This window comes from Stenotrophomonas sp. CCNWLW57 (genome assembly GCF_037203925.1).
Classification (GTDB): domain Bacteria; phylum Pseudomonadota; class Gammaproteobacteria; order Xanthomonadales; family Xanthomonadaceae; genus Stenotrophomonas; species Stenotrophomonas rhizophila_A.
The window spans coordinates 1-21,724 of the sequence record NZ_JBBCBJ010000006.1; the positions used below are offsets into that span (position 1 = coordinate 1).

The following is a 21,724-nucleotide window of genomic DNA, read 5'->3' on the forward strand; positions in this document are numbered from 1 at the left end:
ATGACCCACGTCATCAATGCCGCACTGGACGGACTGGGCTTGGCCTACGCCCCGGAACCGATGGTAGCCGAGCACATCGCGCAGGGCAGGTTGGTGGCTGTGCTGGACAAGTGGTGCGTCCCCTTCCCCGGCTACCATCTTTACTACCCTAACCGCCGGCAGCCCTCACCTGCTTTTTCTGCGCTGGTCGCTTGGTTGAAGAGGGATGAGTATGCGTAGAAAGGCAGCGGCTGTGTATGTGGGTCGCGCCTGCACTGCGTAGCAATGTTCAGCGCACCCCGGGTTGCTTACGACTCCTCTTCTGGTGCGGTGAGGCCAGTGAACAGGAGCGCTTGGCACGAGAGTATGCCACTGATTCTGGGACGTTCGTTCCAGCAATCACCAGCTGACGCCAGAATTTCGGCTCACTTGCGTCACACCATTGATCAAGTAAATCGAACATGCCGGTATGCTGGGTAAGCATCAACTTCTCTTTATTTGAGCAGCTGTGCATCGTCTGGATTCGGGGCTTGATATCCCCTTGTTAGACCCATGAAAGCATGAAGTTCTGCGTCGGGAGGGTGGCGAATACAACACCCCCTTGGGAAATAAGTCACGCCGATGGTCTAACGGATATCAACCTCCCGACTCCCTTGTCGCCGACAAGGGAGTACTTCCGATGGAGTAGACGCATGCGCAGTTCAAAGATGGATTCATGCAACGATCCCAGCCAGCAGGTTGGCATCGGCTGGTATCAGCCCAAGAGCCTACGCATTTCCGCCCTGCGGCACCCTGCCGGCAACATCCTGCCGCCGGACCTGTCCATTCCCTACCTGTCGCTGTGCGGAGTGTGGTTGGAGCGGTTGGGGTTCAAGACCGGTCATCGTGTGTTTGTAGAAGTGACACCCGGGCGCGTTACGTTGACGCTGGATGAGACGCCGGTGCCGTTGCCGTACCGGTATCAGAAGCACAAGCCGAAGAAGAGCCGTCCGGACGCGTTGAGCGAGTAGCTGGGGGCTCGCACGTCTGGAGTCCGGCTGTAGTTGAGGCATTGGAGACACGCCGGTGTGTCTCCGCCCTACCCTCGGCCGAGTTCGTGTTACGCCGTGAACACCAGTCGCAGCGCAAACCCGATCAGCAGCACGCCCATCACCCGTTCGAACCAGTGGCTGGCGCGCATGAAGCGTTGGCGTACGGCTGCTGTGGAGAGGGCTACGCTGACCAGGACGAACCACGCTGCGTTGACCATGCACATCCACAGGCCGTAGAGCATCTGCACGGGGAGCGGTGTCTTTGCGCTGACCAGTGTGGTGAACACAGCCAGGAAGAACAGGGTCGCCTTGGGGTTGGTGGCGTTGGTCATGAAGCCGATGACGAAGGCTTGTCTGGGGGTCTGCTGCACGGCGTCGCTCGGCGCATCGGTGGTCGGCTCGCCGCCCGTGCTGGGCTTGCTGCGGAGGAACTTGATACCGAGGTAGAAGATGTAGGCCGCGCCCAGCCACTTGGCTGCGGTCATCAGCCAGGGGGTTGTGTGCAGTAGTGCCCCTACGCCGATGAGGGTATAGAGGACATGGACCGAGATGCCTGCCCCTATTCCTAGCGAGGTGTAGATGCCTGCTTTTCGGCCAAAGCGGACGCTTTGGCGGACGGCTACTGCGAAGTCTGGGCCTGGGGCTATTACTGCAAGCAGGTGGACTATGGCCAAGCTTAGGAATTCTGCCCAGTAGGGTGCGAACACTTTTGACTCCGTGGTGGTGCGGTGGCGCTCCATTCTCCGTGCGGTGCCGCCTGGGGGCCGGCACTACCGCACGGTTTTCTGCCGGTATCGTGAAGGCCGGCCAACGGCCGGCGCTACCGAGTCTCTTGCGACTGCGGGGGTCGCTATCAGAAGACTGCGGCGCGGTGTCCGTCAAGCATGCCTGCGTACGGCGCGGCCCAGTACCTGGGACCTGTAGTCTGGCTCAGAACCGACCGGCTAGTTCGCAGGGAGGTACTCGGAGATCTCTATCAGGTTGAGTTCGGGGTCCCGGACATACACAGATCGGATCTTGCCCAATGCACCGGTGCGCTCGACGGGGCCCTGTTCGATCTTCACGGAGTTGCTGCCTAGCTTCTGGATGACCTGATCCAACGGTACTGCGGCAATGAAGCAGAGGTCCAGGGAGCCCGGCACAGGTAGGTGCGCCTTGGGTTCAACCTCATGCCCCTTTATGTGCAGATTGATCTTCTGGTTGCCAAACCGGAAGGCCTTTCTGCCCGCTCCGAACGTTTCCAGGGTCATCCCCAAGACGTTGACGTAGAAGTGGGTAGTGGCCTCTTCTGCGGATGTGGTCAGCACGAGGTGATCCAGGTGGTCGATCATGGGGGCGGTCGCAGTTGGGCGGTGGCTTTATCGTAGCCGTATGCACATTGCGCGTTGTGGCGCCTTGCAGCCGAAAGGCGCCCAGCAGGAGGAGCCGCCCCATCGGTTACCTGAATACAACGGTGCGGTGCCCGTTGAGGATGATGCGGTGCTCTACGTGCCTGCGTACGGCACGCGCCAGTACCTGCGATTCGGTGTCGCTGCCGAGGCGGACGAGATCGCGGGGCGTCATGGCGTGGTCCACCCGTGCCACGTCCTGTTCGATGATCGGGCCTTCGTCGAGATCGGAGGTGACGTAGTGGGCCGTTGCGCCGATGATCTTTACGCCGCGCGCGTGGGCCTGGTGGTACGGCTGCGCGCCCTTGAAGCTTGGCAGGAAGCTGTGGTGGATGTTGATCGCGCGGCCGGCCAGTGCCTGGCACAGGCGCGGTGAGAGGATCTGCATGTAGCGCGCCAGCACTACCAGGTCGATCTGTTCGCGTTCGACCAGATCGATGATCTGTTGTTCCTGCACTTCCCGGTTGTCTGCATTCACCGGCAGGTGGTGGAACGGAATGCCGTAGGAACCGGCCAGGGGGCCGAAGTCTTCGTGGTTGGAGGCCACTGCGGCGATGTCCACCTGCAGCTGGCGGCTGTGCGCGCGGAACAGCAGGTCGTTGAGGCAGTGCCCCTGCTTGCTCACCAGCACCAGCAGGCGCGCACGGCGGCGGGCGTCGTGCAGCTGCCAGTCCATCTTGAAGTCGGTGGCCAGCCCGGTCATACGGGTCTGGATGGTGTCGATGGGCTGGCGCGGGTCGCGGTCGAAATGCACGCGCAGGAAGAACCGGCCGCTTTCGTCATCGCCGAACTGCTGCGCATCCAAAATGTTGCAGCCCTGCTCGAACAGCAGGCCGGAAACGCGGTAAACGATGCCGGTACGGTCCGGGCATGAGAGGGTGAGGATGGAATCAGGGCGCATGGATGAAGTCTATGCCAGCGGCTTCCGAGGCGAAATGGTGTTATCAGATGTAACTATGGAGATCGTCGTCGCTCCATCGGCTCTTCAACCACTCGGCTCCGCCAAGCCTCCAGGACTTCACCATCCTCCGGCATTCCGCGAAGGGTATCAATGACCCGGCCATTCTGTAGTAGATGAAACACCGGCGTCTCGTTGGTTGCCACACCCTTCGGCGTACGTCCAGGCACCTCTGCTGCCATCGGGTGGGTTGGGTAGTGCGCGTTCCATTTGCGCATCTCGCCCTCCTCCCATGCAGAGCCTGCGGGGACCAGCAATGTCAGCATGGGTAGCATCCACGACCACGTGCTGCCGTCCATCACTTTCGACATCGCCCGCTGGGAAGGCGCGCAGTGCGGATGTACTACCGCCACGATCTGCCACCCTTCCTGGTTGGGCCAAGGTACGTCCGTGACGCCATCTTCGCTGAGAAGCAGGCGGCGCGGTCCGGTACCACCTGCCAGCTCCAGGGCTGGAAGCTCGGAAACCGAGATACCAAATTTGCTGCGGAGCTGATTGGCCGCGCTGAAACGCCTGGACGCCACCAACACCCCATGCACCCTGTGGTGATGGTATGGACGCGCGTTGTTCGTCGCCACGATTGCGTCATGGAGGCAGATGAGGCGATCGACAAGTAAAGCATCCGGCCTGTGGACTACGACCAGATGCGTCGCAAGGAACAGATCCTCCCGCCTATCGATGGGTATGGAGTCGCATTCCAAGCTTCTCAGTGCGGGAGGTATGCCTTCGTCATAGGCATGACGCATGATCCGTAGGCGGTCATCATCTGTTTCCGGCCTACTCTCGATGTCCCGCACCGTATCGTAAAGCGTAGAAGTGCTGCTATCGGACTTTGGCAAGGCCGACAACAGCACTGTCATCAGCAGAAGAGCCTGCACGCGGTCAGCACTTTGGGGTGCAGATGGAACTGGCCGACGTTTTGCAGGTGCCAGTACCTACGCACTGATAGCTGTAATGATGGTCCTCACAGCGAGGACTCAGCATCTTCATGATTTCCGAGTCCCGCTCTCCCTGAATCGGGATAGGGAGGCGGCGGGCTGAGCGTTGCGCGCCCAGCAGGGATAGCACGTCGTAGGCTTGGCCCAACGTCAGTTCGCGCTCCATTTCGATGGTTGAGAAGCTGGTCAGGCCCTTCTCGTTGAATCGGAGAGATGCGACGAAGCTTGCCATCGCATCATTACTGAACGCCCGGAGGGGGGAGTTCTGCGGCATGGCGTTGAGGTAGTCCAGTAGACCAGCCTCGCTTTGGATGGGAGCCGCTGACTCTTCCGCAAGGCTCAGCTGCCTGTCTATCGGGGACGTACCCGGGCAGTTTGCGTATGCGTTTGCACTAAAGAGAGTAAGACACAGGAAGGCTACGTTCTTGTAGTTCATATCAACATCCCTCAGGTCTGCGGCGTTGTTGCCGCAGACCGAATGTGCGGCCAACGCAAACGCAAATCTGTGTTGGGCGTACTGGTGTGTGAAGAATCAATCGAAACCTGGATTTCGAATGTTTTCATCAACCGTCAGCGCGCCGGATGCACCGTCAACGCCACCAGCCGCATCACCACCGGCCGCACCAGCAGCACGCAGCAGAACGCGGTGGGCATGGCGAGCTGGTAGGCGCCGAGTACGCGCATGGGAAAATCGGCGTTGATGCCGGCGTTGGCGGCGGTGATTACCAGGCACATCAGCATGGCCATGATGGAGGCCATGAAGAAGGCAAAGACGTACGGGGTGGCCCGGGCGCCGAGCTTCCAGCGGGCAGTGGCCAGGGTTTGAGCTTGTTGCGACATCAGGGGTCCAGTGGGCGGCAACCAGCGGTTGCGGGACCGGCACGATAGTCAGCGGGGCCAGGCGCGGGTAGACCGCCGGGCGTTGGCTCTTTATAAAGTAATTCTTTGCAATGACCGGCCAGAATTGGCGCCAGCATGAACATTCTGCAGTCAATCCGCAGTTTCATCCGCACCGCCGATGCCGGCAGCCTCGCGGCGGCGGCGCGCACGCTGGGGATCAGCCCGGCGGCGGTGGGCCAGAACATCGCGCGGCTGGAGACGCATCTGGGCGTGCGCCTGTTCAACCGCACCACGCGCACGTTGGCGCTGACCGAGCGCGGCGCGCTGTACCTGGCCGAGGTGCGGCATATCGAGCGCGACCTGCAACGCGCGCAGGCGGCGGTGACCGATCCCGAAGCCACACCGCATGGGCGCCTGCGCATTGCCAGCACCTCCGCGTTTGGCCGGCATGTGCTGGCGCCGATGCTGCCGGCGCTGCAGGCGCGCTATCCACGGTTGTCGATCGAGCTGCTGCTGGCCGATCGCAACGTGGACCACGCGCATGAAGATGTGGATGTGAGTTTCCGGATCGAGCCGCAGCTGGTGGAAGGCTTGGTGGCGCGGGCGATTGCGCAGGTGCCGTTCCAGGTGTGTGCGGCGCCTTCTTACCTGGCACAGGCGGGAGTGCCGGCCACACCGGAGGAGCTGCGCGAGCACCGTTGTTTGGTGTTCCGCTACCCGGTGGATGGTCGGTTGCTGCCGTGGGGATTCGTGCGCGATGGGATCCGCTTCGAGGCGGAGATGCGGCCGGCGCTGGTGTCGGATGACATTGATGCGTTGGCGGCGATGGCGGCCGCAGGCGGGGGCATCGCGCGGTTGGCGGCGTTCGTGGCGGCGCCTTGGTTGGCGCGGGGGGAGTTGCAGGTGTTGTTTGCGTCGGGCGATGGGGCGCGGACGTCGCCGGAGCCGATGCGGTTGTTTTTGTGTGTGAGTGATCGAAGGGATTTGACGCCCAAGGTGCGGGCGTTGATGCAGCACGTGGTGGAGGGGTTGCCGGCCGCGTGGCGGGTGGATGTTGCGTGAGATCAGGCGGCGCACGACCAACGGTCGTGCGCTACCGGTTCCATCGCCAGTACGTTACGCGGTGGGTGCGGTGAAGACGCCGCGGGCTTCGCGCGGTTCGCAGCGCAGGTACTGTGGGGCGGGGGTGATGGAGTCGCCGAGGGCGGCGGCGGCGTGCCACGGCCAGCGCGGTTCGTAGAGGATGCCGCGGGCCAGTGCGACGGCGTCGGCGTGGTTGTGGCGCAGGATCGATTCGGCCTGGGCCGGATCGGTGATCAGGCCGACGGCGATGACCGGCATGCGCACCTTGGCTGCCTTGATCGCGGCGGCGAACGGTACCTGGTAGCCGGGCTCGAGGGCGATCTTCTGGCGTGCGTCGAGACCGCCGCTGGAGACGTGCAGGAACTGGCAGCCGCACAGATCGAGGATCTGCGCGAGGGTGGTGCTCTGTTCGATGTCCCAGCCGCCGTCGACCCAGTCGCTGGCGGAAATGCGCACGCCCACGCTGATGCGGTCGGAGACCGCCGCGCGCACGGCGTCGAACACGCGGATCAGCAGGCGCATGCGGTTTTCCAGCGAGCCGCCGTACTCGTCCTGGCGCTTGTTGCTGAGCGGGGAGAGGAACTGGTGCAGCAGGTAGCCGTGCGCAGCGTGCAGTTCGATCAGGTCCAGGCCGGCGCGCTCGGCGCGCTTGGCGGCCACGGCGAAGGCTTCCACCACGGCGTCGATGCCGGCTTCATCCAGCGCTTCGGGCGTGGGGCCGTTGGCGGTGAACGGCAGCGCCGAGGGAGCTTTCACGGTCCAGCCGTTCGGGTCGGTCGGCGGCAGCGGGCCACCGCCGTCCCACGGGCGTGCGGAGGAGGCCTTGCGACCGGCATGCGCGAGCTGCACGCCCACCGGCATCGGCGACCAGCGCTTCACCGAGGCGATCACGTCGGTGAGGGCGGCTTCGGTGGCGTCGTCCCACAGGCCCAGGTCGGCGTAGCTGATGCGCCCTTCCGGCAGCACGGCGGTGGCTTCGAGGATCAGCAGGCCGGCGCCGGACTGGGCCAGCATGCCCAGGTGCTGGCGGTGCCAGTCGTTGGCCAGGCCGTCGGTGGAGGAGTACTGGCACATCGGGGCGATGACGATGCGGTTGGACAGCGTCAGCGGTCCGAAGGTTACGGGGGAGAAAAGCTGGCTCACGGGCGGGCGACTCGGGGGGAGATGAAACAGGGGTGGTATTGCACCGCGAAGCGGGTTTGCGGGCAACCGTATGTGTGGAACGGTGAGGCTAGCGAGGCATGGCCTCGCTCTACGAGTGGCGCATATAGGGGAATCTTTGGGTGGAACGGTGGGGCCGGCGCGGCAGGCCACGCCAAGCGTTCAGGCAGTTTGCGCGTGCGGGTTTCGGTCGCGGGTCAGGCCGATGCGGTGGCTGGCAGGAGGAATGACAGGGCTTCTGCGCAGGACTGCTCTACCTTGAGGGTGAGGAGATCGTCTGCTCGGGTGCGGCCGATGTTCAGGGCGGCTACGGGTAGGCCGGCCTTTGCGGCGGCCTGGACGAAGCGGTAGCCGGAATAGACCATCAGCGAGGAGCCGACCACGAGGACGGCGTCTGCCTGTTGCAGGTGGGCGTGTACGGCATCGACGCGGGCGCGCGGTACGTTCTCGCCGAAGAACACGACGTCGGGCTTGAGGATGCCGCCGCAGGTGGGGCACGCGGGCACGTTGAAGGTGCTGAAATCCACGCCTTCGAGGTCGGCATCGCCATCCGGGGCCTGGGCGGCGTCGAGGCGGTCCCAGCCGGGGTTGGCGGCGAGCAGCGCCTGCTGGAAAGCTTCGCGGTTGCTGCGGGTTTCGCAGCCCATGCAGCGCACCTGGTCGAGGCGGCCGTGCAGGTCGATCACGGCGGCACTGCCGGCACGCTGGTGCAGGCAGTCCACGTTCTGGGTGAGCAGCACTTCAACCTTTCCGCGCGCTTCCAGCGCGGCCAGTGCGGCGTGGGTGGCGTTGGGTTGGGCCTGCCCGAAGCGCGGCCAGCCGAGCAGGCTGCGCGCCCAATAGCGCTGGCGGGTGGCCGCTTCGCCCATGAAATCCTGGTAGTTCACCGGCGGGGTGCGCTTCCACTGGCCGTCGGCATCGCGGTAATCGGGAATGCCCGAGTCGGTGCTGCAGCCGGCGCCGGTGAGGACGAACAGGCGGCGGGCGCGGTCGATGAAGTCAGCCAGTGGGGTAGACATGCCAGCTAGATGGGGGCGATTGGAGGGTTCGCAATCGCCCCTGCCCGTTCAGGGTCCGGCAATATCGGCCGGCAGCGCAGGCACGGCGGTGGGCTTGTGGTTCTCGTCCAGCGCGATCATCACGAAGTGGCCGCGGGTGCACAGCTTGCGCTCGCCGGTGTGCAGGTCTTCGGCGATGAGCTCTACTTCCACCTTCATCGAGCTGCGGCCCACTTCGACGATGCGGCCCACGGTTTCCACCATCTGGCCGATGCTGATCGGCAGCTTGAAGTCCACCTGGTCGGAGCGGGCCGTGACCACGGTGCGGCGCGAGTAGCGCGCGGCGGCCAGGAACGCGGCCTTGTCCATCCACGCCAATGCCTGGCCACCGAACAGGGTGCCCATGTGGTTGGTGTGGTTGGGGAAGACGATTTCGGCCATGCGCACTTCAGTGGGCGGGACGACGTCGGGGGTGGCGGTCATGGCGGTGGGCCGTGCGATGGGGTCGACGAGGATGATACGGCAGCGCCCGCAAACAAAAAGCCCCGGCAGTGCCGGGGCTTTCTGGTACGCATGGTGCGCTTGGATCAGAACGACATGTCGAAGGACACTTCGCCCTGCACGCCCACCTGGTAGGCCGAGGGGCGGCGTTCGAAGAAGTTGGTCAGCTCCTGCACGTCCTGCAGTTCCATGAACGGCAGCGGGTTGCGCACGTTGTACTTCTTTTCCATGCCGAGGCGGTGGAAGTGGTTGTCGGCGCAGTGCTGCAGGTACTGGCGCATGTCGCGGGTGGAAATGCCGGCCACGCCGCCGGACAGCACGTCTTCGGCGAACTGCACTTCGCATTCGATGGCTTCGGCCAGCATGTCGTAGACCTGCCGCTTCATTTCATCGTCGAACAGGTCCGGCTCTTCCTCGCGGATGACGTCCACGCATTCGAAGGCGAAGTCCATGTGCGCGCTTTCGTCGCGGAACACCCAGTTGGTGCCCGAGGCCAGGCCGTTGAGCAGGCCACGCGAACGGAAGTAGTACACGTAGGCGAACGCAGCGAAGAAGAACAGGCCTTCGATGCAGGCGGCGAAGCAGATCTGGTTGAGCAGGAACTGGCGACGCTGGTCGCGGGTTTCGATGCGGGTAAGGCCCTGGATGGAGTCGATCCACTTGAAGCAGAAGTCGGCCTTCTTCTTGATCGAGTCGATGTTCTCCACTGCCGAGAACGCCTTCGAGCGTTCTTCCGGGTCCGGCAGGTAGTTGTCCAGCAGGGTCAGGTAGAACTGCACGTGCAGCGCTTCTTCGTACAGCTGGCGCGACAGGTACATGCGTGCTTCGGGCGCGTTCAAGTGCTGGTACAGGTTCAGCACCAGGTTGTTGGACACGATCGAGTCGCCGGTGGCGAAGAAGGCAACCAGGCGGTGGATCAGGTGGCGCTCGCCCGGCGACATCTTGGTATGCAGGTCGCTGATGTCGATCTGGAAGTTGATTTCTTCCACGGTCCAGGTGTTCTTGATCGCGTTGCGATACATGTCATAGAACTGCGGGTAGCGCATCGGGCGCAGGGTCAGTTCAAAACCGGGATCGAGCAGCATCTGCTTGCGGGTGTCGGCCATGGTGGGTCTTTCCTTCTGAGGTGTACCGACCAACGGTCGGTACCTACCGGGTGTGTGTGCCGACCAACGGTCGGCACCTGCCGGGTGTATGTTCCGGCGATTGGGCCGGTGGAGCGGCCGGGCAGAGCCCGGCGCTGCGGTTGGTCGAGGCCGGCCAACGGCCGGCGCTACCGGGGCGGTGGGCGCCCGCGGATTACTGGCAGGCTTCGCAGGCTTCCGGGTTTTCCAGCGAGCAGGCGATGGCTTCTTCCGGGCTGAACACCTTTTCCGGGGCAGCCGCTGCGGTGTGGCTGATGGTGGTCTTGGCGATCTTGGTGGCCGGACGCGAACGCAGGTAGTAGGTGGTCTTGATGCCCTGCTTCCAGGCATACATGTACATGGAGGACATCGCGCCGATGTTCGGGCTTTCCATGAACAGGTTGAGCGAGGCGGACTGGTCGATGAACGCGCCACGGTCGGCGGCCATGTCGATCAGCGAACGCATCGGCAGTTCCCACGCGGTGCGATAGATCTGGCGCAGGCTTTCCGGGATCTGGGCGATACCCTGGATGGAGCCTTCGGCCATCTTGATGGTGTCGCGCATTTCCGGGGTCCAGTGGCCGAGCTTCTTCAGCTCGTTCACCAGGTAGCGGTTCACCTGCAGGAAGTCGCCCGACAGCGTTTCGCGCTTGAACAGGTTGGACACCTGCGGTTCCACGCACTCGTAGCAGCCGGCGATGGAGGCGATGGTCGCGGTCGGGGCAATGGCGATGATCAGCGAGTTGCGCAGGCCGTGTTCCTTGATGCGGGCACGCAGGGCGTCCCAGCGCGCGCCGTCTTCCGGCACCACGTTCCAGGCGTCGAACTGCAGTTCGCCGCTTGCCGCACGGGTGTCGTTGAACGACGGGTGCTTGCCACGTTCCTGGGCCAGTTCGACCGAGGTTTCCAGGGCGTGGAAGTAGATGGTCTCGGCAATCTTCTTCGACAGCGCGCGGGCTTCGGCGCTGTCGAACGGCAGGCGCTTGCGGAAGAACACGTCCTGCAGGCCCATGCAGCCCAGGCCGACCGGGCGCCAGCGCATGTTGGCGCGGCGGGCGGTTTCGATCGGGTAGAAGTTCAGGTCGATCACGCGGTCGAGCTGGCGCACGGCCAGGCGCACGGTTTCGGCCAGCTTTTCGTAGTTGAACTCGTTGTGCTCGTCGAAGTGGTTGCCCAGGTTGATCGAACCCAGGTTGCACACGGCGGTTTCATCGTTGGAGGTGACCTCCAGGATTTCGGTGCACAGGTTGGACAGGTGGATCACGTTGCCCGGACGCAGGGTCTGGTTGCTGGCGCGGTTGCACTTGTCCTTGAAGGTCATCCAGCCGTTGCCGGTTTCGGCCAGGGTACGCATCATGCGCGAGTAGAGCTTGCGCGCGGAGATGGTGCGGTTGGCCTTGCCCTGTGCTTCGGCCTGCAGGTAGGCGGCCTCGAAGGCTTCTCCGAACAGGTCGGTGAACTCGGGCACCACGCGCGGATCGAACAGCGACCATTCCTGGTCGGCTTCGACGCGCTTCATGAACAGGTCCGGCACCCAGTTGGCCAGGTTGAGGTTGTGCGCACGGCGCGATTCGTCGCCGGTGTTGTCACGCAGCTCGAGGAAGTCTTCGATGTCGGCGTGCCAGGTTTCCAGGTACACGCAGGCCGCGCCCTTGCGCTTGCCTCCCTGGTTCACCGCAGCCACGGACGAGTCCATGGTCTTCAGCCACGGCACGATGCCGTTGGAGTGGCCGTTGGTGGACTTGATGAGCGAGCCGCGCGAACGCACGCGGGTGTAGCTGACGCCGATGCCGCCGCTGAACTTGGAGAGCTGGGCGATGTCGCCGTACTTGGAGTAGATCGATTCCAGCGAATCCTGCGGCGAATCGAGCAGGAAGCACGAGGACAGCTGCTCGTGGGTGGTGCCGGAGTTGAACAGGGTCGGGCTGGACGGCAGGTAGTCCAGGTTGCCCATGCGCTTGTACAGGGCCAGGGTTTCCGGCACGTCTTCGCTCAGCGCGCTGGCGATGCGCAGGAAGAACTGCTGCGGGGTCTCGATCACCTTGCGGGTGTGCGGATGGCGCAGCAGGTAGCGGTCGTACAGGGTACGCAGGCCGAAGTAGTCGAAGTTCAGGTCGAGGCTGAGGTCGATGGCATCGTTGAGCTTGCGCGCGTTGGTCTGCACGAAGTTCAGCAGGCGGTCGTTGATCAGGCCCACTTCGTGGCCACGGCCCACCGACTGCGAGAAGGCGTGGATTTCCTGGCCCGACACTTCCTTGGCGATGTAGTTGGCCAGCAGGCGCGCGGCCAGGCGGCCGTACTCGGGCTCTTCACCGATCAGCAGGGCAGCGGTGCGGATGGACAGCTCGTCCAGTTCCTGGGTGGTGGCGCCGTTGTACAGGCCGGAAATGGTGCGGGTGGCCACGCGCATCGGGTCGACCGAATGCAGGCCTTCAGCCGAACGCTGCACCGCGCGCACGATCTTGTTCAGATCCACCAGTTCGGTCGTGCCGTTGCGCTTGGTCACGCTCATGGCGGTCGCGGTCGGCGGCGAAGTCAACAGGAATTCGCTTTCCTGGTCGGTGGCTGCGCTGGTTTCGGTGCTCACGGCGTTTTCCTCTTGGCGTGATTTGGGGTGGTGCAGGGTCGCCTGCGGGGCAGGCGTGGGGCCGATGCGCTCAGCGCTCAGGGTGGACTATCGGTGTCGCATGGGACGCGACCGGCGCACTGGCGCTGCGGACGATTCCCCTTGCGTCACCGGTCATCTCCCCCCGGAGACTGGTGCTACCAGCACCGCACCCTGTACGGCATGCGGTTGTCGGTGGGCGTTGGGCCCGTTGGACCCTTCGACTTGTGGTCGAAGAGACCGACGGCCACAAGATAGTGGGGGTGTAGGGGGCCGTCAACGCCAAATGTAGGGAATCAGGCCAATCCCTTGCGGCGCAAGGATCCGGTGTTGCAGGCGTCCGACGAACGGTCGCGACCCGTCGAAAGCGAGTGCGCAGTCAAGGGTTGGGGGCGACTTTTCGTGCGATTCAAGCGTTCGAAAAACGGAACGATGGGCGTCACGTGGACGTAACAATTACGCGCGGATCGGGCACCGCGCGGACACGCATGGCGTGTCCCTACGCCTTGTTCCGGCCCGTTGTTCCAGCTCGGGTGACGGCCGGTTGGCTCGGTTACGCCCTGTGGGGCGTGCCGAGGTATTCCGCGCTTTGCATCTCTATCAGGCGCGAGGCGGTGCGCTCGAAGGCGCCCTGCAGGCGGGTGCCGGTGTAGAGGGCTACCGGGGCGTCGGTGGCGGTGCAGACCAGGTTGACGTGGCGGTCGTACAGCTCGTCGATCAGGTTCACGAAGCGGCGCGCGGCATCTTCATTCATGCGGTCGAAATGCGGGATGTCACCCAGCAGCACGGTGTTGAACTCGCGGGCGATCTCGATGTAGTCCGAGGGGCCGCGCGGGCCCTCGCACAGGGCCTTGAAGTCGAACCAGACGATGCTCTTGCCGCGGGCGCGCACCGGGATCTTGCGTGCTTCGATCTCGATGTTGCCCGGCTTGGGCGGCTGTCCGCCGCTCAGCGCGGCCCAGCGGCTGGCCAGCCAGGCATCGCTGTGCTCGTCGCGCGGGGCCTGGTAGACCGGCGAATGGGTCAGCGCCCGCATCCGGTAGTCTTCGGTGCCCTCGGCGTACAGCTCCACGCAGTAGGTCTTCAGCAGGCCGATGGCAGGCAGGAAGCTGTCGCGCTGCAGGCCATTCAGGTACAGGTTCTCCACCGCCGTGTTGGAGGTGGTGACCAGGGTGACCCCTTCGGCGAACAGGCGTTCGAGCAGGCGCGCCAGCAGCATGGCATCGCCGATGTCGGTGACGAAGAACTCGTCCAGCACCAGTACGCGCAGCTTGGCGCGCCATTCCTGGGCGATCCGGGCCAGCGGGTCGCTCTGCCCCTGGTGTTCGCGCAGGCGCTCGTGGATGCCGCGCATGAAGCGGTGGAAGTGGGTGCGGTACTTCTGTTCGATCGGCAGCCCGTCGTAGAACAGGTCCACCAGGAAGGTCTTGCCGCGCCCTACCCCGCCCCAGAAATACAGGCCCTTGACCGGCTCGGGCTTCTTCCAGAAGGCGGACAGGCGATCCAGCCAGCCGTCCTGGGCGCTGTCGACCAGGGCCAGGTGGATGCGGTCCAGCTCGGCCAGTGCGGCGTGCTGGGCCGGGTCGTTCTGCCATTCGCCCCGGGCCACGCCTTCGGCGTAGCGCTGCGACGGGGTCAGTGCGGTATCGCTCATGCGGTGGCGCTTTCCGGGTTCGGCAGCCAGCCCTTGACGCCGTGGAGCACCGCGCCGCGCAGGTCGATCAGCTTGCGGTGGAAGAAGTGGCTGGTTTCGGGCATGCGCACCAGCTCGTGCGGGGCGCCCAGCTCGTCCAGCCAGTCATAGACCGCCTGCGGGTCGACGATTTCGTCGGCCTCGCCCTGGATGACCAGCCAGTTGGCCGGCGGCTGCACGCCGTCGAAGTCCCAGCGCCCGGCGGGCGGGGCGATCGAGATCAGCACCTGGGGCTGCAGCTCGGCGGCCGCGCGCAGGGAGACGAAGGCGCCGAAGCTGAAGCCGGCCAGCCACAGGGTGGCGTCGGGGCGCTGCTGGCGCACCCAGGCCACCACGGCCTTGAGGTCGTCCTGCTCGCCCACGCCATGGTCGAATTCGCCGGCCGAGGTGCCGACGCTGCGGAAGTTGAAGCGCACGGTGGCAATGCCCAGCTCGCGCAGGGTGGTGCCGACCATGGTCACCACCTTGTTGTGCATGCTGCCGCCTTCGGTGGACAGCGGGTGGCAGATGACCGCCACCACCGGCTGCGCGGGCACGTCGGCCTTGGGCGGGTCGACCATCACGTCCAGCGCGCCAACCGGCCCGGCCAGCTGCAGGGTGGTGCTTTCATTGGGGAAAGGGGGATTGTGCATGGCGTCATAATACCGCTCCCCCGCGGGCTGCACTGCCGCGCCTGCCTGGAACCCCATGTTCTATCTGCTTTTCAGCGTGGTCTGCAGCGTGTTGGTGTCGGTGCTGCTGAAGCTGGCCGCACGCCGCCATCTGGATGTCGCCCAGATGGTGACCTGGAACTACCTGGTGGCCGCCGGGCTTACGGCAGGGGTGCTGCGGCCGCCGCTGGAGGCGCTGCAATCAAGCCATGCGCCGTGGCCGGCCCTGCTGGTGCTGGCGGTGGTGCTGCCTTCGCTGTTCCTGGTGCTGGGCCGCACGGTGGCGGTGGCCGGGATCGTTCGCACGGACGTGGCGCAGCGGCTGTCGCTGTTGCTGTCGTTGTTGGCTGCGTTTGTGTTCTTCGGGCAGACGGCGACCCCGCTCAAGCTGCTTGGACTGGGGCTGGGGCTGGTGGCGATGCTGGGCATCAGCCTGCGCCCGCGTGGGCCGGCGGCGGCCGGCGAGGCGGGCAGCTGGCGCTGGCTGCTGGCGGTGTGGGTGGGCTTTGCGCTGGTGGATGTGCTGCTGAAGCAGGTGGCGCTGTCGGGGACGCCGTCGATGGCGGCGCTGCTGGCGTGTTTCAGCATTGCGTTTGTGTTGATGCTGGGGCTGCAGCTGTGGCGGCACTTCAGTGGGCGCAGCCGGTTGCGCGCGCGCAACGTGGGTGCGGGGGCGCTGTTGGGGCTGCTCAATGGCGGCAACATCCTGTTTTACGTGCACGCCCACCAGGCGATGCCGGACAGCCCTGCCACGGTGTTCGCCGGGATGAATATCGGCGTGGTGGTGCTGGGGGCGCTGGTGGGGGTGTTGGCGTTCGGCGAGCCGACCACGCGGTGGAACCGCGCGGGGTTGGTGTTGGCGGTGGTGGCGATTGGGTTTATCGCGTGGGGGTGATGCGCGCGCAGCCTGGTTAGCGGTCGAAACCCAGGATCAACGGGTCGTGGTCGGAACTGCGCCACGGGCCGGCTTCGTTGCGGTCGCGGTAACCGACGTCGTCGGCTTCGTCGGCATTGATGTGCCATTCGGCCGCGCCGCGCAGGCGCTTGGCCATGCCCGGGCTGAGCAGGGCGTGGTCGAGGCGGCCGGTCATGCCGTTGTAGACGTAGCTGTAGGGGCGCTCGACCTTGGCCACGGCGAAGGCGTCGCGCCAGCCGGCATCGTGCAGGGCGCGGACCGGGGCTTCCATCGCGTAGGCGTTGAAGTCGCCCAGCAGGATCGCGTCGGTGGTGCCGGCGCCGGTCGGGTCGGTACCCAGCCACTGGTTGAGCAGGCGCGCCGATTCCACGCGGGTGGCGTTCCAGCAGCCCTGGCCGTCGTTCTGGTCGGCGTCGGCGCCGGCCGCTTCCGAGCAGCCCTTGGACTTGAAGTGATTGGCCACCACCACGAACGGCGCGCCCTTGCCGGCGCGGAACGCCTGGGCCAGTGGTACGCGGCTGTGCGGACCGAACGGGGCGGTGTCCAGCACGGCGGGGGCGCCCACCGGGGTCACCCGCGAGCTGCGGTAGATGATGCCCACGCGGATGGGGTTCTCGCCCGGGCCCTTGCCGGCGTCGATGAAGGCCCAGTCCGCACCTTTGCCGCGGTTGGCATTGAGCGCGGCGACCAGTTCGGCAATCGCCGACTGCGGGCCGTAGCCGTCGTTTTCCAGTTCCATCAGCGCGGCCACGTCGGCGCCGAGTGCGTTGACGGTGGCCACCAGCTTGGCGGTCTGGGCCTGGTGTTCGGCCAGGGTGCGGGCGCCGCGCAGGGTCGGGTAACCGCCGCCCTGGCCGTCGCCGTTGAAGAAGTTCTCCAGGTTGAAGGCGGCCACCTTGAGCGCGCCGGGCACCACCGGGGCGGCCGGGCGGTTGAGCGCCGGCAGCGTCAGCGGGGTGGTGACCTGCAGGCGCGGGGTGCCCTTGGCGTCCACGTGGACGATGCCTTCGACGTTGCGCAGCACGGTGCCGGTGCGCAGGGTGGCAGCGGCGGGCAGGTAGGCCACAGGACCCGGGTCGCGCGCGGTGCTGCCGTCATCGAGCAGCAGGCGGCGGCGCTGGTTATCGGCGATCACCTTGGCGTGGGCATCGGTGCCGGGGGCGGCCACTTCGCTGGGCTGCCAGAGGCGGCCGTCGAAGGCGACGGTGAGTTCGCCGAAACGGGCCAGGCCGTCGGTGCCTGCCAGGGTCAGCGGGGCGGCGATGCGCACGTGCTGGCCGTCGAGGGTGCGCCAGTCGGCGGGCGCGGCGGTGAGGGTGATGGTGACGGGGGCGGAGGTCGCCGGGGTCGATGCGGTCGGGCGTGGCTGCGGCTGGGCCTGGGCGAACGCGGTGGCGGGCAGCAGCAGCGACAGGGCAAGAGCGAGGGTGCGACGGCGCATCGACGGCGATTCCGGGAACGGGTGCACAGGGTAACCGTGAAACATGAAAGTCGGCTTTGCCGGAGAGGCTGGATGCGCGGACCGGGCGGGACGGTTGGACCCGGCTGGTAGAGCCGACTGTTAGTCGGCTTGGCTCCGGAGCACGGGAGATTGCAGGGTCCGCGCGAACGGCAGCCGACTGACAGTCGGCTCTACCTGCAGCCGACTAACAGTCGGCTCTACCCGCAGCCGACTAACAGTCGGCTCTGCCGTTCGTGATGTGCGCCGGTTATTTCAGGTTTGCGAGCATCCAATCGACGGTGGCGTGGATCTGCTCTTCGCTCAGGCCGGGGTTGCCGCCCTTGGGCGGCATGATCCCGCCATCGGGGCCGGTGTAGCCCTCGATGGCGTGCTTGTAGAGGGTGTCCTTGCCCTGGGCAAGGCGCGCATCCCAATGGGCGTGGTCCAGGGTCGGTGCCTGGCCGACGCCGGTGGTGTGGCAGGCGGTGCACAGGTTGTCGAAGATCACCTTGCCGTCGGTGGTGCCGCCGTAAGCCACCTGCGAGGCGGCCTTGGCCATCGCCGCCGCCTTGGCGGCGGCCTGGTCGGCAGCACCGGTGGCGCCGGCATAGACCGCACCGGCCGGGGCAATGCGCAGTTCGGTGCGCTTGGCGGCCTGGGGCGAGACTTCAGGGGGAATGCGGGTGTGCAGGTACGCGGCGAACAGGATCAATCCGAGCGTGATGGCCATCAATAAGGCAATGACCATGGAAAAGCGTTTCAGGAACTCGAGGTCGTAATTCCGCACTCTCTGTTACCCCTGGCTGGTAGTCGTTGGACCACGGCTTGTCGGCCGAGTATGACCAGCGTCGGCGGCGCTCTGCAAGCCGCCTCCCACTACCGCAATGCAGCATCACACCTGGGGAGCGCCTGCAGCACGCAGGCAGAAAACGCAGATGGATTCGACCAGCGCGGTCTGGTCGCCGTGCGCATCGCGGCTGGGCGCGGTGGGGCCGACCAGCGCTTCGGTGAACGCACCGACGATGCAGGCGGCCGCCACGTCGGTGTCCTGCGCAGGGAAACTGCCGGCTTCAACGCCATCGGCCACGATGCGGCGGAACACGTCACCGAACAGGCGGCGGCAGCGGATGCGCTCGGCTTCCACTTCCGGATCAACCGGTTCGGCGATGAAGGCGTAGGCCAGCCCGGGGCCGGCCAGGGCGCGGCGCACGAAGGCGGTGATCGCCCGGCGCAGGCGCTCGGGCGCGGGCAGCGGTTCGGCGGCGATGGCTTCGAAGATGCGCAGTTCATGCTCGACCGCGTCGGTCAGCACCTCCACGAACAGCTCGGCCTTGGACGGGAAGTGCCGGTAGATCAGCCCGGTGGACACCCCCGCTTCGGCCGCCACGGCGGTGACCGGGGCATTCCGGTAGCCGCCGGCCGCCACCAGGCGCCGAGTGGCCAGCAGGATCCGCTCGCGGGCCCCGGCCAGGCGTTCTTCCATCAAAGCTGAGCGTTTATAGGCCATTTGCTGATTCTATGTTCAATTTTTGAATTTGTGTTCACTTTTACCCCCGGGAGGACTAGGCTGGGAGCATTCGACCCCTTCCAGCCGTTGCGGAGCCGCCTCATGCACGTCCCCACCATGAACTTCGACCTCGGCGAAGAGATCGACATGCTCCGCCAGAGCGTGGCCCATTTTGCCTCGGCCGAGATCGCGCCGCTGGCGGCCAAGGCCGATGAGGAAAACCTGTTCCCGCACCCGCTGTGGCGCAAGCTCGGCGAGCAGGGCCTGCTCGGCCTGACCGTGGAAGAAGAATACGGCGGCAGCGGCATGGGCTACCTGGCCCATGTGGTGGCGATGGAAGAAATTTCGCGCGCCTCCGGCGGCATCGGCCTGTCCTACGGCGCGCATTCGAACCTGTGCGTGAACCAGCTGCGCAAGAACGGCACCGAAGAGCAGAAGCAGCGCTTCCTGCCCGGCCTGTGCAGCGGTGAAAAGGTCGGCGCGCTGGCCATGAGCGAACCGGGCGCCGGTTCGGACGTGGTGTCGATGAAGCTGCGCGCGGACAAGCGCGGCGACCACTACGTGCTCAACGGCAACAAGATGTGGATCACCAACGGCCCGGATGCCGACGTGCTGGTGGTGTACGCCAAGACCGACGTGGAAGCCGGCGCCAAGGGCATCACCGCCTTCCTGGTCGAAAAGGGCATGAAGGGCTTCTCCACCGCGCAGAAGCTGGACAAGCTGGGCATGCGCGGCTCCAACACCTGCGAGCTGGTGTTCGAGGATTGCGAAGTGCCCGAAGCGAACGTGCTGGGCGCGGTCGGTGGCGGCGTGAACGTGCTGATGTCCGGGCTGGATTTTGAGCGCGTGGTGCTGTCCGGCGGCCCGCTGGGCCTGATGTCGGCCGCGATGGACGTGGTGATGCCGTACGTGCATGAGCGCAAGCAGTTCGGTCAGGCGATCGGCACGTTCCAGCTGATGCAGGCCAAGCTGGCCGACATGTACGTGGGCCTCAACGCCTGCCGCGCCTATGTGTATGCGGTGGCGCGCGCCTGCGACCTGGGCCGCACCACCCGTCAGGATGCGGCCGGTGCCATTCTGTATTCGGCCGAGAAGGCCACTTGGCTGACCGGCCAGGCGATCCAGATCCTGGGCGGCAACGGCTACATCAACGAATACCCCACCGGGCGCTTGTGGCGCGATGCCAAGCTGTATGAGATCGGCGCCGGCACCTCGGAAATCCGCCGCATGCTGATCGGCCGCGAACTGTTCCAGCGCACCAAGTAAGGACGAAGCCATGACGGTACTGAGCACCCAGCTGCAACCGGGCAGCGAGAGCTTCGAGGCCAACCGCACTGCGCTGCAGGCGGTGGTCGACGACCTGCGCGCCACCCTGGCGCAGACCGCGCTGGGCGGCACGGAAGCGGCGCGGCAGAAACACACCGCGCGCGGCAAGCTGCTGGTGCGCGACCGCATCGATGCCCTGCTCGACCCGGGCAGCGCGTTCCTGGAAATCGCGCCGCTGGCCGCGCACGGCATGTATGGCGACAGCATCGCCAGCGCAGGCGTGGTGGCCGGCATTGGTCGTGTGTCCGGGGTGGAATGCGTGATCGTGGCCAACGATGCCACGGTCAAGGGCGGCACCTATTACCCGATGACGGTGAAGAAGCACCTGCGCGCGCAGGAGGTGGCCGAACAGAACCGGCTGCCGTGCATCTACCTGGTGGACTCCGGTGGCGCGTTCCTGCCGCTGCAGGACGAGGTGTTCCCGGACCGCGACCATTTCGGCCGGATCTTCTACAACCAGGCCAACCTGTCGGCGCAGGGCATTCCGCAGATCGCCTGCGTGATGGGCTCGTGCACCGCCGGCGGCGCCTACGTGCCGGCGATGAGCGATGAAACGGTGATCGTGCGCGAGCAGGGCACCATCTTCCTGGGCGGCCCGCCGCTGGTGAAGGCCGCCACCGGTGAAGTGGTCACCGCCGAGGAACTGGGCGGTGCCGATGTGCACACGCGCATTTCCGGGGTGGCCGACCACATGGCCGACAACGACCTGCAGGCGCTGGCCCGGGTGCGCGCGATCATCGCCCAGCTCAACTGGCGCAAGCCCGAACCGGCACTGGCGGTGCAGGCCCCGGTGGAACCGCGCTACCCGGCGCAGGAACTGTACGGGGTGATCCCGGCCGACACGCGCAAGCCCTACGACGTGCGCGAGGTGATCATGCGCCTGGTGGACGATTCGCGCTTCGACGAATTCAAGCCGCGCTACGGCAACACGCTGGTGACCGGCTTTGCACACCTGCACGGTTACCCGGTGGGGATCATCGCCAACAACGGCATCCTGTTCTCCGAATCGGCACTCAAGGGCGCGCACTTCATCGAACTGTGCACCCAGCGCGGCATTCCGCTGGTGTTCCTGCAGAACATCACCGGCTTCATGGTGGGCCGCAAGTACGAACACGGCGGCATCGCCAAGGACGGGGCCAAGCTGGTGATGGCGGTGGCCTGCGCCAAGGTGCCCAAGTTCACGGTGGTGATCGGCGGTTCGTTCGGCGCCGGCAACTACGGCATGTGCGGCCGTGCCTATTCGCCCAACTTCCTGTGGATGTGGCCGAACGCGCGCATCGGCGTGATGGGCGGCGAGCAGGCGGCGAGCGTGCTGGCCACGGTGAAGCGCGATGGCATTGAAGCCAAGGGCGGGCAGTGGTCGGCGCAGGACGAAGACACCTTCAAGAGCCCGATCCGCGACCAGTTCGAGCAGCAGGGCCACCCCTACTACGCCAGCGCGCGGTTGTGGGATGACGGCGTGATCGACCCGGCCGACACCCGCCGCGTGCTGGGCCTGGCCTTGTCGGCCAGCCTCAACGCCCCGGCCCGCAAGACCGATTTCGGCGTGTTCCGGATGTGATCCGGCCCCCTGGCATGCGCAACG

The 21,724-nt window shown here is 65.6% G+C and carries 22 protein-coding genes; 6 read left to right on the forward strand and 16 right to left on the reverse strand.

Annotated features, from left to right (window positions below):
- Together V9K91_RS14780 and V9K91_RS14785 are read left to right on the forward strand one after the other, a co-directional pair.
- The coding region (locus tag V9K91_RS14780) for a LysR substrate-binding domain-containing protein (RefSeq protein ID WP_336443651.1) at nt 1-219 on the forward strand (219 nt) is incomplete at its 5' end.
- Nucleotides 220-671: 452 nt separating this feature from the next.
- Nucleotides 672-989: a SymE family type I addiction module toxin gene (locus tag V9K91_RS14785; RefSeq protein ID WP_176472569.1), complete on the forward strand. Its 318-nt coding sequence runs from the start codon at nt 672-674 to the stop codon at nt 987-989.
- A gap of 89 nt (nt 990-1,078) precedes the next feature.
- Here the strand turns inward: V9K91_RS14785 and V9K91_RS14790 are convergent, their stop codons facing one another.
- From V9K91_RS14790 to V9K91_RS14815, 6 genes are all read right to left on the reverse strand, one after another.
- Nucleotides 1,079-1,750, reverse strand: a complete 672-nt coding sequence (locus V9K91_RS14790; RefSeq protein ID WP_095362532.1) for a LysE family translocator — start codon at nt 1,748-1,750, stop codon at nt 1,079-1,081.
- A 204-nt stretch (nt 1,751-1,954) separates the two neighbouring features.
- The gene (locus tag V9K91_RS14795) at nt 1,955-2,341 is read right to left on the reverse strand and encodes a VOC family protein (protein ID WP_093535145.1); all 387 of its coding nucleotides are present in this window, start codon (nt 2,339-2,341) and stop codon (nt 1,955-1,957) included.
- 106 nt (nt 2,342-2,447) lie between these two features.
- Nucleotides 2,448-3,299: a formyltetrahydrofolate deformylase gene (gene purU / locus V9K91_RS14800; RefSeq protein WP_095362531.1), complete on the reverse strand. Its 852-nt coding sequence runs from the start codon at nt 3,297-3,299 to the stop codon at nt 2,448-2,450.
- Between the two features lie 53 nt (nt 3,300-3,352).
- Complete coding sequence (locus V9K91_RS14805) at nt 3,353-4,234, reverse strand: hypothetical protein (protein ID WP_176472568.1); 882 nt, start codon at nt 4,232-4,234, stop codon at nt 3,353-3,355.
- A gap of 4 nt (nt 4,235-4,238) precedes the next feature.
- A complete protein-coding gene (locus V9K91_RS14810) occupies nt 4,239-4,730 on the reverse strand; it encodes a hypothetical protein (protein WP_336443650.1) in 492 nt (163 codons plus the stop codon).
- A gap of 134 nt (nt 4,731-4,864) precedes the next feature.
- Nucleotides 4,865-5,134 (reverse strand): DUF2798 domain-containing protein, encoded by a 270-nt coding sequence (locus V9K91_RS14815; protein ID WP_095362528.1) that lies wholly within the window; start codon nt 5,132-5,134, stop codon nt 4,865-4,867.
- 135 nt (nt 5,135-5,269) lie between these two features.
- Between V9K91_RS14815 and V9K91_RS14820 the strand changes: the two genes are divergently transcribed.
- Entirely contained in the window at nt 5,270-6,196 is a 927-nt protein-coding gene (locus tag V9K91_RS14820; protein WP_095362527.1) for a LysR family transcriptional regulator, read from the forward strand.
- A gap of 54 nt (nt 6,197-6,250) precedes the next feature.
- Here the strand turns inward: V9K91_RS14820 and V9K91_RS14825 are convergent, their stop codons facing one another.
- The 7 genes from V9K91_RS14825 to V9K91_RS14855 form a co-directional block, all read right to left on the reverse strand.
- Entirely contained in the window at nt 6,251-7,360 is a 1,110-nt protein-coding gene (locus tag V9K91_RS14825; protein WP_210133021.1) for an NADH:flavin oxidoreductase/NADH oxidase, read from the reverse strand.
- 215 nt (nt 7,361-7,575) lie between these two features.
- A complete protein-coding gene (locus V9K91_RS14830) occupies nt 7,576-8,397 on the reverse strand; it encodes an NAD-dependent protein deacetylase (RefSeq protein WP_068848410.1) in 822 nt (273 codons plus the stop codon).
- A gap of 48 nt (nt 8,398-8,445) precedes the next feature.
- Nucleotides 8,446-8,859, reverse strand: a complete 414-nt coding sequence (locus V9K91_RS14835; RefSeq protein WP_068848408.1) for an acyl-CoA thioesterase — start codon at nt 8,857-8,859, stop codon at nt 8,446-8,448.
- 104 nt (nt 8,860-8,963) lie between these two features.
- Nucleotides 8,964-9,983 carry a ribonucleotide-diphosphate reductase subunit beta gene (locus V9K91_RS14840; RefSeq protein WP_093535153.1) on the reverse strand — a complete coding sequence of 340 codons (1,020 nt, stop codon included), beginning with the start codon at nt 9,981-9,983 and terminating at the stop codon, nt 8,964-8,966.
- 193 nt (nt 9,984-10,176) lie between these two features.
- Nucleotides 10,177-12,588: a ribonucleoside-diphosphate reductase subunit alpha gene (locus tag V9K91_RS14845; protein ID WP_068848405.1), complete on the reverse strand. Its 2,412-nt coding sequence runs from the start codon at nt 12,586-12,588 to the stop codon at nt 10,177-10,179.
- Between the two features lie 571 nt (nt 12,589-13,159).
- A complete protein-coding gene (gene zapE / locus V9K91_RS14850; protein ID WP_306990082.1) occupies nt 13,160-14,260 on the reverse strand; it encodes a cell division protein ZapE in 1,101 nt (366 codons plus the stop codon).
- Complete coding sequence (locus V9K91_RS14855; protein ID WP_306990084.1) at nt 14,257-14,931, reverse strand: alpha/beta fold hydrolase; 675 nt, start codon at nt 14,929-14,931, stop codon at nt 14,257-14,259. Before V9K91_RS14855 ends, zapE begins: the two co-directional genes overlap by 4 nt.
- A 55-nt stretch (nt 14,932-14,986) precedes the next feature.
- On the opposite strand from V9K91_RS14855, the gene V9K91_RS14860 reads away from it, so the two are divergent.
- Nucleotides 14,987-15,844, forward strand: coding sequence for an EamA/RhaT family transporter (locus V9K91_RS14860; protein WP_306990085.1), 858 nt, complete (start codon nt 14,987-14,989; stop codon nt 15,842-15,844).
- A 16-nt stretch (nt 15,845-15,860) separates the two neighbouring features.
- Here V9K91_RS14860 and V9K91_RS14865 read toward each other — a convergent pair whose 3' ends face one another.
- The 3 genes from V9K91_RS14865 to V9K91_RS14875 form a co-directional block, all read right to left on the reverse strand.
- Complete coding sequence (locus tag V9K91_RS14865; protein ID WP_336443649.1) at nt 15,861-17,306, reverse strand: ExeM/NucH family extracellular endonuclease; 1,446 nt, start codon at nt 17,304-17,306, stop codon at nt 15,861-15,863.
- Nucleotides 17,307-17,574: 268 nt separating this feature from the next.
- A complete protein-coding gene (locus tag V9K91_RS14870; RefSeq protein WP_068848396.1) occupies nt 17,575-18,093 on the reverse strand; it encodes a c-type cytochrome in 519 nt (172 codons plus the stop codon).
- Nucleotides 18,094-18,198: 105 nt separating this feature from the next.
- Complete coding sequence (locus V9K91_RS14875) at nt 18,199-18,813, reverse strand: TetR/AcrR family transcriptional regulator (RefSeq protein WP_095362521.1); 615 nt, start codon at nt 18,811-18,813, stop codon at nt 18,199-18,201.
- 102 nt (nt 18,814-18,915) lie between these two features.
- Here V9K91_RS14875 and V9K91_RS14880 point away from each other — a divergent pair, with 102 nt between their 5' ends.
- Complete coding sequence (locus V9K91_RS14880; protein WP_068848392.1) at nt 18,916-20,079, forward strand: isovaleryl-CoA dehydrogenase; 1,164 nt, start codon at nt 18,916-18,918, stop codon at nt 20,077-20,079.
- A gap of 10 nt (nt 20,080-20,089) precedes the next feature.
- Entirely contained in the window at nt 20,090-21,700 is a 1,611-nt protein-coding gene (locus V9K91_RS14885; RefSeq protein ID WP_093535161.1) for a carboxyl transferase domain-containing protein, read from the forward strand.
- Nucleotides 21,701-21,724: the final 24 nt, after the last annotated feature.

What these genes read in the sequence shown, in the direction of transcription:
- V9K91_RS14785 (WP_176472569.1), top strand. Translation starts at nt 672, where the DNA reads ATGCGCAGTTCAAAGATGGATTCATGCAACGATCCCAGCCAGCAGGTT.
- V9K91_RS14790 (WP_095362532.1), bottom strand. Translation starts at nt 1,750, where the DNA reads ATGGAGCGCCACCGCACCACCACGGAGTCAAAAGTGTTCGCACCCTAC.
- V9K91_RS14795 (WP_093535145.1), bottom strand. Translation starts at nt 2,341, where the DNA reads ATGATCGACCACCTGGATCACCTCGTGCTGACCACATCCGCAGAAGAG.
- purU (WP_095362531.1), bottom strand. Translation starts at nt 3,299, where the DNA reads ATGCGCCCTGATTCCATCCTCACCCTCTCATGCCCGGACCGTACCGGC.
- V9K91_RS14810 (WP_336443650.1), bottom strand. Translation starts at nt 4,730, where the DNA reads ATGAACTACAAGAACGTAGCCTTCCTGTGTCTTACTCTCTTTAGTGCA.
- V9K91_RS14815 (WP_095362528.1), bottom strand. Translation starts at nt 5,134, where the DNA reads ATGTCGCAACAAGCTCAAACCCTGGCCACTGCCCGCTGGAAGCTCGGC.
- V9K91_RS14820 (WP_095362527.1), top strand. Translation starts at nt 5,270, where the DNA reads ATGAACATTCTGCAGTCAATCCGCAGTTTCATCCGCACCGCCGATGCC.
- V9K91_RS14830 (WP_068848410.1), bottom strand. Translation starts at nt 8,397, where the DNA reads ATGTCTACCCCACTGGCTGACTTCATCGACCGCGCCCGCCGCCTGTTC.
- V9K91_RS14835 (WP_068848408.1), bottom strand. Translation starts at nt 8,859, where the DNA reads ATGACCGCCACCCCCGACGTCGTCCCGCCCACTGAAGTGCGCATGGCC.
- V9K91_RS14840 (WP_093535153.1), bottom strand. Translation starts at nt 9,983, where the DNA reads ATGGCCGACACCCGCAAGCAGATGCTGCTCGATCCCGGTTTTGAACTG.
- zapE (WP_306990082.1), bottom strand. Translation starts at nt 14,260, where the DNA reads ATGAGCGATACCGCACTGACCCCGTCGCAGCGCTACGCCGAAGGCGTG.
- V9K91_RS14855 (WP_306990084.1), bottom strand. Translation starts at nt 14,931, where the DNA reads ATGCACAATCCCCCTTTCCCCAATGAAAGCACCACCCTGCAGCTGGCC.
- V9K91_RS14860 (WP_306990085.1), top strand. Translation starts at nt 14,987, where the DNA reads ATGTTCTATCTGCTTTTCAGCGTGGTCTGCAGCGTGTTGGTGTCGGTG.
- V9K91_RS14865 (WP_336443649.1), bottom strand. Translation starts at nt 17,306, where the DNA reads ATGCGCCGTCGCACCCTCGCTCTTGCCCTGTCGCTGCTGCTGCCCGCC.
- V9K91_RS14875 (WP_095362521.1), bottom strand. Translation starts at nt 18,813, where the DNA reads ATGGCCTATAAACGCTCAGCTTTGATGGAAGAACGCCTGGCCGGGGCC.
- V9K91_RS14880 (WP_068848392.1), top strand. Translation starts at nt 18,916, where the DNA reads ATGCACGTCCCCACCATGAACTTCGACCTCGGCGAAGAGATCGACATG.
- V9K91_RS14885 (WP_093535161.1), top strand. Translation starts at nt 20,090, where the DNA reads ATGACGGTACTGAGCACCCAGCTGCAACCGGGCAGCGAGAGCTTCGAG.